The sequence below is a fragment of the Halomonas sp. H33-56 genome (genome assembly GCF_040147035.1).
Classification (GTDB): domain Bacteria; phylum Pseudomonadota; class Gammaproteobacteria; order Pseudomonadales; family Halomonadaceae; genus Halomonas; species Halomonas litopenaei.
In genome coordinates, this window is the sequence record NZ_JAMSHP010000001.1 from 2,473,195 (window position 1) to 2,489,327 (window position 16,133).

General features: G+C 64.6%; 15 protein-coding genes. 11 read left to right on the forward strand and 4 right to left on the reverse strand.

Translation table 11 applies throughout. The features are described 5' to 3' along the window. Nucleotides 1-62: 62 nt before the first annotated feature. Nucleotides 63-2,006 carry a TolC family outer membrane protein gene (locus NFH98_RS10450; protein WP_249742783.1) on the reverse strand — a complete coding sequence of 648 codons (1,944 nt, stop codon included), beginning with the start codon at nucleotides 2,004-2,006 and terminating at the stop codon, nucleotides 63-65. Between the two features lie 398 nt (nucleotides 2,007-2,404). On the opposite strand from NFH98_RS10450, the gene NFH98_RS10455 reads away from it, so the two are divergent. From NFH98_RS10455 to NFH98_RS10505, 11 genes are all read left to right on the forward strand, one after another. Beyond that, nucleotides 2,405-2,686, forward strand: a complete 282-nt coding sequence (locus NFH98_RS10455) for a hypothetical protein (RefSeq protein ID WP_045994775.1) — start codon at nucleotides 2,405-2,407, stop codon at nucleotides 2,684-2,686. Between the two features lie 132 nt (nucleotides 2,687-2,818). Then, nucleotides 2,819-4,306, forward strand: a complete 1,488-nt coding sequence (thiI, locus tag NFH98_RS10460; RefSeq protein ID WP_348826433.1) for a thiazole biosynthesis protein — start codon at nucleotides 2,819-2,821, stop codon at nucleotides 4,304-4,306. A 120-nt stretch (nucleotides 4,307-4,426) separates the two neighbouring features. Further along, a complete protein-coding gene (gene metG, locus NFH98_RS10465; RefSeq protein WP_045994777.1) occupies nucleotides 4,427-6,469 on the forward strand; it encodes a methionine--tRNA ligase in 2,043 nt (680 codons plus the stop codon). A gap of 63 nt (nucleotides 6,470-6,532) precedes the next feature. After that, nucleotides 6,533-7,123, forward strand: a complete 591-nt coding sequence (gene rsxA / locus NFH98_RS10470; RefSeq protein WP_045994778.1) for an electron transport complex subunit RsxA — start codon at nucleotides 6,533-6,535, stop codon at nucleotides 7,121-7,123. Beyond that, a complete protein-coding gene (rsxB, locus tag NFH98_RS10475) occupies nucleotides 7,120-7,686 on the forward strand; it encodes an electron transport complex subunit RsxB (RefSeq protein ID WP_222569481.1) in 567 nt (188 codons plus the stop codon). The genes rsxA and rsxB overlap by 4 nt, the downstream gene beginning before the upstream one ends. Next, entirely contained in the window at nucleotides 7,673-9,427 is a 1,755-nt protein-coding gene (rsxC, locus tag NFH98_RS10480) for an electron transport complex subunit RsxC (protein WP_349622651.1), read from the forward strand. Before rsxB ends, rsxC begins: the two co-directional genes overlap by 14 nt. Beyond that, nucleotides 9,424-10,458: an RnfABCDGE type electron transport complex subunit D gene (locus NFH98_RS10485; protein ID WP_348826437.1), complete on the forward strand. Its 1,035-nt coding sequence runs from the start codon at nucleotides 9,424-9,426 to the stop codon at nucleotides 10,456-10,458. Before rsxC ends, NFH98_RS10485 begins: the two co-directional genes overlap by 4 nt. Before the next feature lie 117 nt (nucleotides 10,459-10,575). Then, complete coding sequence (locus tag NFH98_RS10490; protein WP_348826439.1) at nucleotides 10,576-11,118, forward strand: RnfABCDGE type electron transport complex subunit G; 543 nt, start codon at nucleotides 10,576-10,578, stop codon at nucleotides 11,116-11,118. Continuing rightward, entirely contained in the window at nucleotides 11,115-11,822 is a 708-nt protein-coding gene (locus tag NFH98_RS10495; protein WP_348826440.1) for an electron transport complex subunit E, read from the forward strand. The genes NFH98_RS10490 and NFH98_RS10495 overlap by 4 nt, the downstream gene beginning before the upstream one ends. Nucleotides 11,823-11,884: 62 nt before the next feature. Next, nucleotides 11,885-12,520 (forward strand): endonuclease III, encoded by a 636-nt coding sequence (nth, locus tag NFH98_RS10500; protein WP_108133358.1) that lies wholly within the window; start codon nucleotides 11,885-11,887, stop codon nucleotides 12,518-12,520. A gap of 238 nt (nucleotides 12,521-12,758) precedes the next feature. Beyond that, nucleotides 12,759-13,052 (forward strand): hypothetical protein, encoded by a 294-nt coding sequence (locus NFH98_RS10505; RefSeq protein WP_045994784.1) that lies wholly within the window; start codon nucleotides 12,759-12,761, stop codon nucleotides 13,050-13,052. 187 nt (nucleotides 13,053-13,239) lie between these two features. Here NFH98_RS10505 and NFH98_RS10510 read toward each other — a convergent pair whose 3' ends face one another. The 3 genes from NFH98_RS10510 to NFH98_RS10520 all read right to left on the reverse strand — a co-directional run bounded on the left by NFH98_RS10510 (nucleotide 13,240) and on the right by NFH98_RS10520 (nucleotide 15,857). Beyond that, a complete protein-coding gene (locus tag NFH98_RS10510; RefSeq protein WP_045994785.1) occupies nucleotides 13,240-13,434 on the reverse strand; it encodes a hypothetical protein in 195 nt (64 codons plus the stop codon). A gap of 38 nt (nucleotides 13,435-13,472) precedes the next feature. After that, a complete protein-coding gene (locus tag NFH98_RS10515; RefSeq protein ID WP_348826442.1) occupies nucleotides 13,473-14,681 on the reverse strand; it encodes a YeeE/YedE family protein in 1,209 nt (402 codons plus the stop codon). A gap of 210 nt (nucleotides 14,682-14,891) precedes the next feature. Next, nucleotides 14,892-15,857: a sulfurtransferase gene (locus NFH98_RS10520; RefSeq protein ID WP_045994787.1), complete on the reverse strand. Its 966-nt coding sequence runs from the start codon at nucleotides 15,855-15,857 to the stop codon at nucleotides 14,892-14,894. Nucleotides 15,858-16,133 lie beyond the last annotated feature (276 nt).

Genomic DNA, 16,133 nt, shown 5'->3' on the forward strand with positions numbered 1-16,133 from the left:
TGCATCCATATTCCGGGAAATGGCGTCCCCGAGAAGCGAGGACGCGATCATCCACTGAGCTTCTAGCCCTCCAGGCCGCGACCGTGTTCCCCTCGTGCCCAGGCAAGGGACACACTGTCATCACCGGCGGAACCAGGCAATGCCCCCATGTCCAGATTCTCGCCACTGCGTTCAAGTGTGATCTCCACTCGACGGTTCTGGCGACGACCTTCGACGGTGTCGTTGGACTGAACAGGCCGATGCGAGCCATAGCCCCGGGTTTCAATCAGCGAAGCACTGACGCCCTGACTGACCAGGTACTGGCCCACCGCTGCCGCTCGATTACGCGACAGTGGATCATTGATGGCATCGGTACCCGAGATGTCCGCATGGCCAGCGATGAATACCCGGACCAGGTCGTTACGGCCACGGATACGGTCGGCCAACGCACTCAGTTCCTGCTTGGCGCTCGCGCTCAGCACGTAGCTGTTGATCTCGAACAGAGCGTCCGCAGGCATGACGACGTCCGGAGCCCGTGTGGAGCCGGTGAGCTCCTCGATGCTGTAGGACCGCGGACCTACCGCCGGACAGACGATATCCGGCGTGATCGACACACCGTTGCTGTCCAGCTCGGCGAGGCTTGGCAGTCCATCCTTGCGCACCTCCAGCACCTCCAGCAGGCTACCGGTGGCACGCAGGGTGCGCGCATCTGCCAGAGCGACGTCATACTGCGCGTTCACATAGGCACGACTCGCCTCGAAATACTCGTTCTCGATGTCCAGCAGGTCGAGCAGCGAACGCTGACCGATATCGAACTGCTGCTTGTAGGCTCCGCGTACGCGATCGGTCGTCTGACGGTGCTCGTTCAGGTATTCCAACTGGTCGCGCAGACGACGGGTGTCGTTGTAGGCGATGGTGGTGGTCTGACGAATGTCGACGCATGCCTTGTCACGCAGATTGACCGCCTGCTCGACGCGATCACTGGCGGCGCGGAACGACGCCAGGTCGCTGCCGCCGCGATACAGATTGAGGCTACCCACCAGTTCGATGCTGTGACGGTCTTCATGATCATTGTCGGAAATGAAGTCGCCGTCGGTGTCACTGCCCTTGTAGGTACCACTGCGGCCCACCAGGTCAAGCCTGGGATGGAAGGGCGACTTGGTGCCTTCACGCTCGGCGCGGGCGGCCTCGATGTTCTCGATGGCGGCATGGAAGTCCGGGTTACCCTCGTAGGCTAGCTGCAACGCCTGGGCGACGTCAGCGGGTAGCTGCTCGGCGAAGGTCGGCGCCGGCGCCAACGCTTCCGGCGGCAATTCCCCCACCAGACGCTGGAATCGCGCAGACACATCGTGCAGGTTGGAGGCTTCGGTGATCAGGTTCGATTCGGCCAGTGCCAGACGACCGCTGATCTGCTCCAGGTCGACACGACGACCGGCACCTGACAGAGCGCGGGCCTCGATCTGCTGGTAGACCTCCAGGTGCTTCTGATAGTTGTCCTGGGCCAGGCCCACCAGGCGACGGTAACGCTGAACATCAAGATAGGCATTAGTTGCGTCCAACGCCGCGTCCTGACTCGCCCCCAGCAGCTCGTAGTAGCGTACCAGTTCTGCCCGGCTCAGACGCTCGACCTCACTGGCGGTGGCGAAGCCGTCATAGATCATCTGGTTCAGCGTCACCTCGACATAGTCGGTGTCGTAGCTGCCCTGTTGATCGTTCTGACGATCCTCGAGGCCGACGCCTGCATTGACGTCAATCTGAGGCAGATAGCCCCCAAAGGCCACCCGCTCATCGTGGCCCGCCGCCTGGAAGCCATTCCAGGCCGCTAGCACCTCAGGATTGGTATTGATGGTCTGCTCCACGACGTCACGCAGGGTCGCCGCACCGGGCGATGTCGTGCCAGGCGGCAATGTCTGCGCGTCCTGGGCCATGACTCCTGACCCCATCAGCATTGACGTAGAGGCCAATGCGATGGCACTGACCAGCGGCCGCACCATGGAAGAGCGAGGTTCTCGGCGGATCGTTTTCATTCGTGTTCCCTTAATTATCAATGGCCGCAGCCAGTACAGTTGAATCTAGTACCAACGAACTAGCCCAACAACCCCGGATTCTGCAGGACCAGCCGTGCTGCTTCGGCGCTACCATTCTCATCATCCCCGGGATGGGCGAGCAGTTTCCCTGTAGCGCCGATTGTCGAGCGCTTCCCCAACGCTGCTAACATCCCATCCAGCCACAACTACTGTTACAACTACAATCCTCTCACATTCGAACACATTCGGTAACATCTCGTCATTCAATGTCATCATGGTCAGGCAAGGCACCACTTGACAGAATCCACAACATCGCCCTACCGCAAACCTGTCCCGTAGCAGTCCACAAACATGCTATCGTAATCCCTTGGATCAAGCGCCTAGCCAAGGAGTCACCGATGGCCTCATCCGAAATTCAAAAAACCCGTGTCATCAATGAATTGACCGGCTTTATCAAAAAGTTGCTGCAGGACCCCAAGGTCCTGGAGACCTCTCTAGAGATCGCCCGCCGGCACCTGGAAAGTGGCAGCGATAGTGGCGTCATGGCCGACATTGCCAACGAAATCTCGGACACCACCAGCATTCATATCCCTGACAGCGCCGAGGAGCACTCCGAAGCCGACCGGCTCTTCCTGGAGCTTCTCAAAGAGGTCGTACAGGAAGAAAAAGCGCTGTACTGACGCATTTTTTCCTCTTTTTTTCCTGCCCCCCGCCGATCGCCCCCCTGCCGTCGGCGGAATCTCGAAGATCTCCATCAAACTTGATCTGGATCAAGGTTACTATTCTTACATCGTAGTTTCGGCGTTCACACCATGGAATATCGTCTTTCCCTTTCTGCCGACATCGCCACCAAGTCCGCCTCGGTGAGACGCCACATGGGTCGCTGCCTGGCCACCAATCTGCGCAATGCACTCAGGCGCCAGGAGCCCAAGACCAAGGTCGTTGCCCAATGGGACCATCTGGTCGTAAGACTTCCGCGGGAGCTTTCTCGCGGCGATCGTCTGGCACTGGAAGCGAGCATGACCCGGATACCGGGCGTTCAGCGCGCGGCCAGGACACGTAACAGGCCGCTTGGGGACTGGCGGAACACCATCGAACAACTGGCGTGCGAACGGGCATCGGACATCGAAGGCAAGCGCTTCAAGGTCAAGGTCAAGCGCAAGGGACATCACGACTTCGGTTCGGTGGAGGTAGAGCGTGCGCTGGGCGCAGCGCTGCTCGCCCACGCTGCTGATGCCAGGGTCGACCTGAGCACCCCCGAGTTAGTGATGCCACTGCGGATCGATGGCGACACCTTGATCGAGGAAGTCGACCTTGGGCCGGCCCTCGGTGGCTTTCCACTAGGCACCCAGGGAGAGGCACTGGTACTGATGTCCGGGGGTTATGACTCCCCGGTGGCGGCCTATCGGATGCTCAGGCGCGGCATCAAGTGTCAGTTTGTCCTCTTTCGTTTTGGCGGACAGGAACAGGAAGGCGCGGTCAAGGCGCTGACCCGAGACCTGTGGCAACGATACAGCGCCTCCCATAAGGCCAACTTCATCACCGTTCCCTTCGAGGAAGTGGTCGAGACACTGCGTCGCGAGGTACCTGATGGCCTGGTGTCGCTGGTGCTCAAGCGCTTGATGATCGAGGCCGCCGCAAGAGTCGCGCAGCGCGCGCGCATCCCCGCCCTGGTGACAGGAGAGGCGATCGCCCAGGTATCGAGCCAGACACTGACCAATCTCGGCCTGATCGACCGCGCCAGCCACCTGCCGGTGTTGCGACCGCTGCTGACCGATGACAAGCAGACCATCATCGATGAAGCCCACCGGATCGCTACCGCTGAGGCGTCGAGCCGAATGCCCGAGTACTGCGGCGGGATGTCCAGCCGCCCCAGGGTCAAGGCGTCGCTGAAGGAACTTCAGGTGGCAGAGGCCGGACTACCGGCCGACCTGCTGGATCGCGCCCTGGCCAGCGCCACTCGCCAGCCTGTCGATGCGCCAGTATCCAAAGGCGTCAGCGCACCCTCCCAGGAGCCTCTGGCAGAAGTCTCCTTTGGAGGGCTCCACGACTTCGCCCGAACGGCGACCCGGGTCATCGATGTGCGGCCCCCGGACGACGTCGAGCGCCGTCCGCTTGGGCCACTCGCCTGCCCCGTCGATCATATTCCCTTCTATGAACTGGCGACCCGCAGCGATGCGCTTGATCCCGACACCCGCTATCTCCTCTACTGTGACCAGGGCGTCATGAGCCGCCTCCAGGCGCTGCACCTCAAGGACCGAGGCCTTGAGCATGTCGGCCTGCTGGTGGCGTCCTCCTGACAATGCACCGTCTGCACAACGGCTTTTTCATGGCTGCGCCCAAGCACGATAGCGGATGCACACGACCTCGATCCTAGCTACAATCGTCGCCTGATTTTCAACGGGATATCACGTCACACCATGTCCATCACCGCACCCGACAAGCGCCAGATTCTGGTCACCAGCGCCTTGCCCTACGCCAACGGCGCCATTCACCTGGGCCACCTGCTGGAGTACATCCAGACGGATATCTGGGTGCGGTTCCAGAAGAGTCGCGGCCACCAGTGCCACTACGTCTGCGCCGATGACGCCCACGGCACCGCGATCATGCTGCGTGCCGAGCAGGAGGGCATCACCTCCGAGGCGCTGATCGACCGAGTATCCCGCGAACACCAGCAGGATTTCGCCCGTTTCGGCGTGGCCTTCGACAACTACCACTCGACCCACTCCGAGGAAAACCGCCACTTCAGCGAGCTTATCTATAAGCGCCTGCGCGACAAGGGGCACATCGCCACCCGTGACATCGAGCAGATGTACGATCCGGTCAAGGGTCTGTTCCTGGCCGATCGTTTCATCAAGGGCACATGCCCCAAGTGCCACACCGCGGATCAGTACGGCGACAACTGCGAGGCCTGCGGTGCCACCTATACCCCTGCCGAGTTGATCGATCCGGTATCGGCGATCTCCGGCGCCACCCCGGAAGTCCGCAGCTCCACCCACTACTTCTTCAAGCTGCCTGACTTCGCCGACTTCCTCAGTGCCTGGATCAAGGACGACCATGTCCAGCCGCAGATCCGCAACAAGCTGATGGAATGGTTCGAGTCCGGCTTCAACGAGTGGGACATCAGCCGCGACGCGCCCTACTTCGGCTTCGAGATTCCTGACGCGCCGGGCAAGTACTTCTATGTCTGGCTGGACGCTCCGATCGGCTACCTGGCGAGCTTCAAGAACCTGTGCGAGCGTGAGGGGCTGGACTTCGACAGCTACTGGGAGCGCGATTCAAAGGCCGAGGTCTACCATTTCATCGGCAAGGACATCGTCTACTTCCACGCCCTGTTCTGGCCGGCGATGCTGCACGGGGCCGAGATGCGCACCCCCACCGCAGTCAACTGCCACGGCTTCGTCACGGTCAACGGCGCCAAGATGTCCAAGTCACGCGGCACCTTCATCAAGGCCGCGACCTACGCCGAGCATCTCAATCCCGAGTACCTGCGCTACTACTTCGCCGCCAAGCTCACCTCCCGGGTCGATGACCTCGACCTGAACCTCGAGGACTTCGCGCTCAGGGTCAATGCCGACCTGGTGGGCAAGGTGGTCAACATCGCCAGCCGCTGCGCCGGTTTCGTCAAGAAGCTCGGAGGTGGGCAGCTGTCGACTCACTGCGCCGAGCCGGACATGCTGGCACGCTTCATCGCCGCCGGTGACGAGATCGCCGACTACTATGAACAGCGGGAGTTCGGCCGCGCCATGCGCAAGGTGATGGAACTGGCCGACGAGGCCAACAGCTACATCGCCGACCAGGCCCCCTGGGTGCTGGCCAAGGAGGCAGGCCGCGAGCAGGAAGTGCTCGACATCTGCTCCATGGGAATCAACCTGTTCCGTCAGCTGATGGTCTACCTGGCCCCGGTCGTACCGGCCATGGCCGAACAGGCCAGACTGTTCATGAATCTCGACACCCTCGACTGGAACAGCCGCGAGACCTGGCTGGGCGATCACCCCGTCAACAAGTTCAAGCCGCTGATGACCCGGGTCGAGAACGATCGTATCGATGCCATGATCGAAGCATCGAAGGAGGATCTGGTGGAAGAACAGAAGCTCAAGGAAACGCCCAAGGGACCGCTGGCCGAGACGCCGATCGCCGACGAGATCAGCTTCGACGACTTCGCCAAGGTGGACCTGCGTATCGCCCGCATCGCCAAGGCGGAATACGTCGAAGGGGCCGACAAGCTGCTCAAGCTGTCGCTGGATCTCGGCGGCGAAAGCCGCCAGGTCTTCGCCGGCATCCGTCGCGCCTATTCGCCGGAGGCTCTCGAAGGCAAGCTGACCGTCATGGTGGCCAACCTGGCACCGCGCAAGATGCGCTTTGGTGTTTCCGAAGGCATGGTGCTGGCGGCTGGCAACGACGACGGCATCTATCTGCTCGAACCCCACAGTGGCGCAGAACCCGGCCAGCGGGTCAGCTAAGGGGTTCCATCACGCCCATGCGCCGGCGGGACCCTGCCCGCCGGCCGTTACCTCGTGCATTCCATGACCGACGTTCTTCTCGTCCTCGTCAGTACCGCCCTGGTCAACAACTTCGTGCTGGTGCAGTTTCTCGGGTTATGCCCTTTCCTGGGGGTGTCCTCGAAGCTGGAATCGGCGCTGGGCATGTCCCTTGCCACCACCTTCGTACTGACCCTGTCATCGGCGGCCAGTCACCTGCTGCACCGTTATCTGCTGGTGCCGCTGGATCTTGAGTACCTGCGCACCATCGCCTTTATCGTGGTGATCGCCGTGGTAGTCCAGGCCACCGAGGTCATGGTCCGCCACCTGAGCCCCCTGCTGCATCGGGTGCTCGGCATCTTCCTGCCTCTGATTACCACCAACTGCGCGGTGCTGGGCGTGGCGCTGCTGAGCCTGGGTCGCGACGGCGGCTTCTTCGATGCGCTGCTGTACGGATTCAGCGCCGCTCTGGGCTTCTCGCTGGTGTTGATCCTGCTGGCGGCCATGCGCGAACGCCTGGCGGGCGCCGATGTACCGCGCCCGTTTCGCGGTGCAGCCATCGCCATGATCACTGCCAGCCTGATGTCGCTGGCCTTCATGGGCTTCACCGGACTTGCCACCGGGGGCTCCCCATGAGCCTGACGAGTCTTGTCGGCGTGGTCCTGATGGTCGCACTGATCGGTGTCTGCGGCGGACTGCTGGGCTGGCTGAACCGTCGCTTCAAGGACGGCGAGGATGGCCTGGTGGAGCAGATCGACGCCCTTTTGCCCCAGACCCAATGTGGCCAGTGTGGCTATCCCGGCTGTCGGCCCTACGCCGAAGCCGTCGAGCAGGGAGAGGCCATCAATCGCTGTCCACCGGGCGGCGAGGCAACCATCCTCGAGTTGGCCGAACTGCTTGGTCGGGAACCTCTGGCGCTCGACGGCGACGCCGACGATACCCCCCGGGTGGCCTTTATTCGGGAAGATGAATGCATCGGCTGCACCAAGTGCATCCAGGCCTGCCCGGTGGACGCCATCCTCGGTGCCTCGAAGATGATGCACACGGTCATCGCACACGAATGCACCGGCTGTGATCTGTGTATCGCTCCCTGTCCGGTGGACTGCATCGACATGCTGCCAAGAGAGCCACAACCCCACTGGACCGCCGGCATCATCGCCAGCGACCGCACCACGGAGACGCTTCATGGCAGTACTTGAGCGGCTCTGGCGATCACTGGCGGCGGGTACCCGGCCCGCTGGCGGCGTGCTGCCCCCTACCCGCAAGTCGCAGACCCGTGACCTGGGCATACGCACGCCGCCGCTACCGGCCAGGGTGACATTGTTGCTGGAAGATGGCCGCGACCAGCCCTGGCGAGAGGTCCAGCCCATCGTCAAGCCAGGCCAGTACGTGCGTGCCGGCGAGCCAGTGGCACGCGCCGTCGGCCATCTGGCGCTGCCGGTGCACGCCAGCATCTCGGGCCACGTCAGCGCGCTGTTCATGCACGACGAGGCGGACGCCGGCGGACAACACCCGCCCGCCGTGGTGATCGAGGCCGACGGCGCTTCACAGCACCACTGGCTGCCGCCGCTCGACTGGCAAGGCGCGGCCCCCGACGAGATCATCCAACGGATTGCCGACGCCGGCATCGCCGGCATGGGCGGCGGCGGATTTCCGGCCCATCTCAAGGTCCGCGCGGCACGCCGGGCGGGCATCGATACCCTGGTGGTCAACGCCGCCGAGTGCGAACCCTACCTGAGCGCCGATGACCAGACACTGCGCCAGCACACCGACCGGGTGCTGCTCGGTGCAGCAATGGTGGCCCATGCCACCGGGGCCGCCTCTATTGTCATCGGCATCGAAGACGACAAGCCCGAGGCGGCCAGCGCCGTGCGGGCCCGGCTAAACGAGTTGCCCTGTCCGGCACGACTCGAGGTGATCCCCACCCGCTACCCCAGCGGCGGCGAGCGCCAGCTGATCGAGCGCCTGCTGGGCCGCCGTCTCACCTCGGACCAGCTGCCGGTGGACGCCGGCGTGCTGTGTCACAATCCCGGGACCCTGGCGGCCATCCACGACGCGGTGGCGCTCGGCAAGCCGATGATCGAGCGCACCCTGACCCTGGCGGGCCGAGCACTGGCACGCCCCGGCAATGTCACCGCGCGCCTGGGCACCGCCATCGACTACCTGCTGCAGGACGCCGGCCTCGATCGCGCCAGATTGTCTCGGGTGATCGAAGGCGGGCCGATGATGGGCCAGGCGATCGAATCGCTTGACCAACCCATCACCCAGACCACCAACGGCCTGATCGCCGCTGACGCGACTGAACTGCCGACGCCGCCCCCCGCACGCCCCTGCATCCGTTGCGGCGACTGCCAGCCGGCCTGCCCGGCGGGCCTTGCCCCTCAGCAGCTGTGGTGGCACGCCCAGGCAGGCGAAGACCACAAGGCCGAGGCCAACGGCTTGTTCGACTGCATCGAGTGCGGCGCCTGCGATTACGTCTGCCCCAGCCACCTGCCGCTGGCCAACGGCTTCGGCGAGGCCAAGCAGCGCCTGCGCATCGCGCGCGCCGAGAGCGACCGGGCCGACCAGGCCCGCCACCGCTTCGAGGCACGCCAGGCCCGCGAGCAGCGCGAGGCGGCCGAGCGTGAAGCACGTCGCCAGGCCCGTCGTCAGGCCGCCACCCGGCGCGGCCAGCAGCGCGACGCAAGCAGCGCCAAGGATAGCTCAGCCGACGCCAAAGGAACCGCCAGCGTCGCGGACGTGCGTGGCCTGCGCATCGCCCAGGCAGCCGCCAAGGCCGCGGCACGCAAGGCTGAGAAGGCGCTGGAGCGCGCCGCCCAGCAGCAGCAATCGGCGGATGTCCTCGCCGACCTCGAGACTCAGCTGGATACCGCCAGACAGCACCTCGCCGCCGCCGATGCACGACTCAAGGCCGCCCGTCAGGAGGAAACCCGGCCATGAGCCACCTTCACCGCCACACCAGCGCAGACAGCGCTCGCCGTGGACACGACAGCGCTACCTTGATGCGTCGGGTGACGCTGGCCTGCCTGCCCGGACTCATCACCCAGAGCTGGTTCTTCGGCCTTGGCGTCGTCACCAACGTCATCACCGCAGCGGCCTGCTGTGTGCTGATCGAGGCGATGATGCTGGTGGCGCGTCGGCGGCCCGTCTCGCCAACCATCGCTGATGGCAGCGCCCTGTTGACCGGGGTACTGCTGGGTGCGGCGCTGCCGGCGGGCACCAGCCTGTGGCTGATCCTGATCGGCTCGCTTGCCGCCGTGGCGGTGGCCAAGCACCTTTACGGCGGGCTCGGCCAGAATCTGTTCAACCCCGCCATGGTGGGCTACGCCCTGCTGCTGGTGTCCTTCCCCACCCAGATGAGCCTGTGGCCCGCACCCTCGGGGCTATTCGGCCCCGACGCCGTCGAGCCCTCGACCTGGCTGGCACGCTGGCTGGGCCAGCACCCACCAGCCGCACTGGATGCGCTGAGCGGTGCCACACCGCTGGACGCCTACCGCCATCGCGCCGCAGACGCCAGCCTCGCCGAGCTAGTGGCACCAGCGGCGCTGGAGGCCTGGCGCAACGTCGCCCTGGCCTGGCTGGCCGGAGGTCTTTACCTGCTCTACCGCCGGCTGATCGACTGGCGCCTGCCGCTGTCCATGCTCGCCTCCATGGCCTTGCTCGCCTGGCTGTTCGATCGGCTGTCGGCCAGCGGCGGAGTCGGCTTCCACCTGCTCGGGGGCGCGACCATGTTCGGCGCCTTCTTTATCGTCACCGACCCGGTCAGTGCCGCCAGCGGTCGTCGTGCACGCCTGGCTTATGGTGCCGGCATCGGCGCCCTGACGATGATCATCCGTGCCTACGGCGGCTACCCCGACGCCGTTGCCTTCGCCGTGCTGCTGATGAACCTCGCCGCCCCCCTGCTCGACCAGCTGGTGCCCGACCGGCCATCGAATGCTCGAGCCACCCGGAGGCACAACGATGACGGCTAGCCAGCGACCCGCCTTGGTCAAGAGCGCTGATGGACGACCGCCTCACTTGGAAAGCACTGATAAACTGCGCTGATGAATAGCCCTGATAGCAACACGTCGGCTCCGCGAACACTGGCCGTGAAACTTGCCCTGTTCGCCCTGGTAACCCTGGGTGCGGTCAGCCTGACCCAGGCACTCAGCGAGGGGCGTATCGAGGCCAATCGCCAGGCCCACCAGGACGCCCTGCTGGAAAGCCTGGCGCCTCAGGGCACCGCCAGGCTGGTGCCGGCGCCGGCCGGTGACCAAGGCTGGCAGGCGCTGGACGAAAGCGGCACGCTGCTCGCCACCCTGCAACCCACTTCAGCGCTCGGCTACGCAGGCCCCGTCGAGGTGCTGGTGGCACTGACACCGCAGCGGCGTGTCACGGCAGTGCGCGTCGTCGATCACCGCGAGACGCCGGGGCTTGGCGACGCCATCGAGCGCCGCAAGGGCCCCTGGGTCGATCAGTTCGAAGGCCTCGCGCGCCGCCAGCTCGACCTGGCCCCGCAGGGCGCCATCGAAGCCCTGACCGGTGCCACCATCACCTCTCGCGCCGTCATCCAGGCGGTGAACGAAGCGGTGCTGGCTGCCGGGTCGCCGCGTGATACGCCAGATGCCAGTAACCAGGAGCCCAGCCCATGACCCGCAGCGACGCTCGCGACATCGCCATCAAGGGGCTGTGGAGCAACAATCCCGCCCTGGTCCAGTTGCTCGGCCTGTGTCCGCTACTGGCCGTCACCGGCAGTGTGGTCAATGGCCTGGGGCTCGGGATCGCCACCCTGGGGGTGATGCTCGGCGCCAGCGCCTCGGCCTCGGCGCTGCGCCACCAGGTACGCCCTGAGGTACGCCTGCCGGCCTTCGTGTTGATCATCGCTGCCTTCGTGACCTGCGTCGAACTGGCCATGGCGGCGCTGGCCTACGAGCTCTACCAGGTGCTCGGCATCTTCCTGCCGCTGATCGTCACCAATTGCGCCATCCTGGCTCGGGTCGAGGCCTTTGCCTCCCGCCAACCGCTCAAGCCGGCCCTGTTCGACGCCCTGATGAACGGCCTCGGCTTCTCTCTGGTGCTGGTGTTGATCGGGGGTATCCGCGAACTGCTGGGGCAAGGCACCCTGTTCGCCGGCATGGACCTGCTGCTGTGCGACGCAGCCGGTGATTGGACACTGCACCTGCCGGGTGATGGCGGCATGCTGTTTCTGGTGCTGCCGCCAGGCGCCTTTCTGATCACCGGGCTGCTGATCGCCGCGAAGAACGCCATCGACGACGCCGTGAAGCGCCGACGCCCGGCGCCGACCCGGACGCCCAGGGACGAACGCCGGGTGCGGGTTACCGGAGTCGTGCGCTGAAGATCCGCCCGGCCTGGCCCGCTGTCGATTCAGCCCCTGGCTTGCCAACCAAAGAGACGAGCATGAACGCTGCCAAACGCCACGAGATCTTTACCCGCCTGCGGGCCCACAATCCCGAGCCGACCACCGAGCTCAACTGGAGCACACCGTTTGAACTGCTGGCCGCGGTACTGCTGTCGGCGCAGGCCACCGACGTCGGCGTCAACAAGGCCACCGCTCGCCTGTTCCCGGTGGCCAACACACCCCAGGCGATCATCGATATCGGGATCGACGCGCTCAAGGAACACATCAAGACCATCGGCCTTTTCAACACCAAGGCCGAAAACCTGATGAAGACCTGCCATCTGCTGATCGAGCGCCATGGCGGCGAGGTCCCGGCCACCCGTCCGGCGCTGGAGGCCCTGCCCGGGGTCGGACGCAAGACCGCCAACGTGATACTCAACACCGCCTTCGGCCAGCCCACCATCGCCGTAGACACCCACATCTTCCGGGTCTCCAACCGCACCGGCATCGCCAAGGGCAAGAACGTGGTGGAGGTCGAGGAACGGCTGGTGCGCCACGTGCCCCGTGAGTTTCGCCAGGACGCCCATCACTGGCTGATCCTCCATGGCCGCTATACCTGCGTGGCGCGCAAGCCACGCTGCGGCAGCTGTGTCATCGAGGATCTGTGCGAGTTCAAGGACAAGACCGACATCTAGACCTTGCATGGGCCGCGACTGCACCCAGCGACGGTTTTCGCTCGTCCTGGCCCCCAGCACCACAGGCGAAAGCGCTCGCCGGCGAAAGCGCCCATCACCAAGGATGCGTGCCGGAAGCCGGAAGCCGAAAGCCGAAAGCCGAAAGCCGAAAGCCAGGCAAATTACGCCAAAGTTCAAGCGCAGCCGGCGGCCAGACGCGTTAGCCTGAGGGCCCAAGTCTCAACATGAGCGGTTAACGATGCAGGAAGTGCTACAGCAACTCTGGATTCCGCTGGCCATGGCCGTGAGCTTCGGCGCCTTCACCGGCTCGCTGTTCCGGCTAAGTGGCCGCCCGGGCTCCGAGCGGCCTCTGATGTTCCCGGTGCTTGGCCTGCTCGGCGGCCTGACCGCCTTCATGATCCACCAGGTGCTGGTGTGGACGGTGGGCGCGCCGACCTGGCTGTTACCGATCCTGGTAGTGCTTCAGGTCTGGCTGTGGCTCGGGCCGCTGGGGCCGAAGATCCCCCGCCGCGAACAGGACCCACGAGAATGATCGTCTCCCCGTCAGACTGACGACCACAAGAGGCGCCCCTGCCATGGCAGGGGCGCCTCTTTTATCGCCAATGCCTTCACACTAGGGTGAGCCCACAGGGCCTGGACCGAGAACCGTCACCGAGCGCAGGCATAATTCCAGGATTTCTACGAAAAGTCGGCGAGCGCAGGCACTTTTCATGCAAGCCCTATTGGCGAGTGGACGGGCACGGCGCCCCGCAGGGCGCACAGGCGCTGGCGTCACGCTGGTTCAGCGAGGTTCGAGCGTGGCCGTCGCCCATGTTGAAGGCGAAGGTGGGACTGGCCAGGTGGTCGGCCATGATCAATACCAGAATCGCCAGCAACAGACCGATGACGCGGCTTCGATGATAGGCGGCTTTCATGGGAATCACCTTGAACAATGGATCAGTGGGTCGGTCGATCAGTTGGGCAGTCGGAACCAGGGGCGCAGGCGAATCCCCACCAGCGAGCCGACGAAGGCGCAGGCGAACCACACCCAGGCGTGCAGGCTGCCCGAGGCCAGTCCCGAAAACAGCGCGCCGATATTGCAGCCGAAGCCCAGGCGGGCACCGTAGCCCAGCAGCAGGCCGCCGATGACCGCCGCCAGGAACTGACGTCCCTCGATGGGCTTGCGGCTGGCTTCATTGAAGCGATTGGCCAGACCCGCCGCCAGCATGGCACCCAGCAGCAGACCGAAGTTCATCACCGAGGTGATGTTGACCAGCACCGAATCGGCCAGCGCCATGGCCGGGTAGTCCCAGGTCCAGAACTCGAACTGACTCATGTCCACGCCGATGGCCTGCAACGCCTTGGCACCCCAAAGATTGAAGGCGAAGGTGATGCCCCAGGGCGCCCCGCCGATGGCCAGGGTCAGGGTGTTGCCGATCGCCAGCACCAGGATCGCCCAGACGAAGGGCCAGCGTCCCTGCACCAGGGTGCGCAGCACCCCGCCTTCGGCAGGTGCCAGGCGCAGCTCGGAACGTTCCAGCGAACCGTGGGCGCGGCGTTCCACGCGATTGACCCACAGCATCACCAGCGCCAGTCCCGCCCACTGTACCGCGATGGCGCCGAAGACACCGACACTGTCGATCAGGCTGACAGGATCCAGGCTCGGCAGGTCGAGCCACCACGGCAGGTGGATCGAACCGACCACCGCACCGATGATGAAGAACGCAAGTGTCACCAGCATGCGCAGGTTGCCGGCGCCGACGGTAAACAGCGTGCCTGAGCCACAGCCTCCACCCAACTGCATGCCCAGGCCGAACACGAAGGAGCCCACCACCAGCGAGGTGCCGATGGGCGCCACCGCCCCCACCATGCCGGGCTCACCGCTGCCGAGCAGCGGAATCATCAGCGCAGAGGTCAGTGCAAACAGGATCAACTGGGCACGCATGCCGGCGCCGCGACGCTTGGTGACCAGGTTGCGCCAGCCGGCGGTAAAGCCAAAGGCCCCATGGTAGAGCGCCATCCCCAGCGCGATACCGACGCCGAACAGCGCCACCAGGAAAGGAGCGGTCTCGAGCCACACCAGCCCGCCCAGGATCAGCATCCCGGCCAGGGCCACGCCGACGACGAAACGATCGACAGGAAGGCGGCCCTGGACGGGGGCCGCAGCGGAAGTCTGTGTCATGGTAGTGATCTACTCGTGATGAGAGGGCCACGCCGGCGACCCGGGGTCGGCGGCGTGGCGATAGCGTCAAACCCTGCCATCCAGCAACAGGTCCGGCACGGACGCAGAAGCGAGGCAACGACAACGTAGCAAAGGCGCAGCAATTGCGCGAAATCGACGCTTTAACAAGGCGCCAACCGGAGCCTCAGGGCAACCGGAGCCTAAGGGCGATCAGTCGTCGCCAAGGCCCAGGGCGTCGAGCACCTTGCCCAGTCCCTGCTTGGCCACCGCCAACGGGCGTGACTCGTCCTGGGTCCACTCGGCCATGGATCCGTCATACAGGGCCACATTGTCGAAGCCGGCGATTTCGCTGAGCACGAACCAGTCGGTGGCGGCCCAGTGGCCGGTGTTGCAGAAGGCCACGGTCTTGGCGCTGGCGTCCAGCTCGGCCGCCTGTATCCGCGAGGTCACCTGGGCGGTGTCCAGACGCCAGGCGCCGCCATCGTTGGCCAGCAGGCTCTGGTGAGGCAGGTTCAAGGCACCCGGGATGGTGCCAGGAGCCGCCGCCGCCGGCGACTGATTGTCCCCCTTGAAGTAATCCTCGGGGCGAGCGTCGACCAGCTGCCCCTGGGACTCCCGTGCGGCCTCGACCTCTTCGGTGGTGGCCAGCAGTGACTCGTCCAGGGCGCCCTCGAAGCGCACCGGGTCGGGATATTCGACGGGGCCACTGACGACCTCCAGCCCCTGTTCCTTCCAGCCCGCAAAGCCACCGTCGAGGATCGCCACCTGGTCATGGCTGAGTACCTTGAAGGTCCAGTAGACCCGTGCCGCGCTGCCGAAGTCGGTGGCACCGGTGCCCGCCGGCACCAGCACCACGGTATCGTCGTTGTCGATACCGAGCCCACCGATCAGCCGCTGTAGACTCGACACCGGCGGCATCACCCCGGTGACGCCGTCACGGCTCTCGCGCCAGCCGTCTTCGGTATAGCTCGAGTACAGGCTGCCTGGGATATGGGCGTCTTCGAAGCTCGAGCGATCGCCGCCATTGTCGATGCTGGAGCGAATGTCCAGCACCACCAGATTGTCGTTGTCCAGATGCTCGCTCAGCCAGGCGGGGCTGACCAGCGGATCGACCTCAAGCGCCTGGGCGGAGCCTGCCACCAGCAAGGCACCGGCAAATGTCAGGGACCTCAGCATGATCTTGACCTCCTAGGTGGGTGTTGACGCCCATTATCCCGCTCGGAGCAGCAAACTCAATATGCTTGCAATGAATAATAATTTTCACGCTCATAACTTGCCGACATGAATATTCGCTCCAGCGAATGCCGAGCAACGGAGCAGGCGCAATGCCTTGTCAGGCAAGGCGCTTGGTAGCACATCCCTCGTGCACGCTCCTACTGTCACGCTCCTCATGCAATGTCCTTCCCACAAGGTGCTTGCCATAAGGTCCTTCGGCCATTCCCACAGGATCCT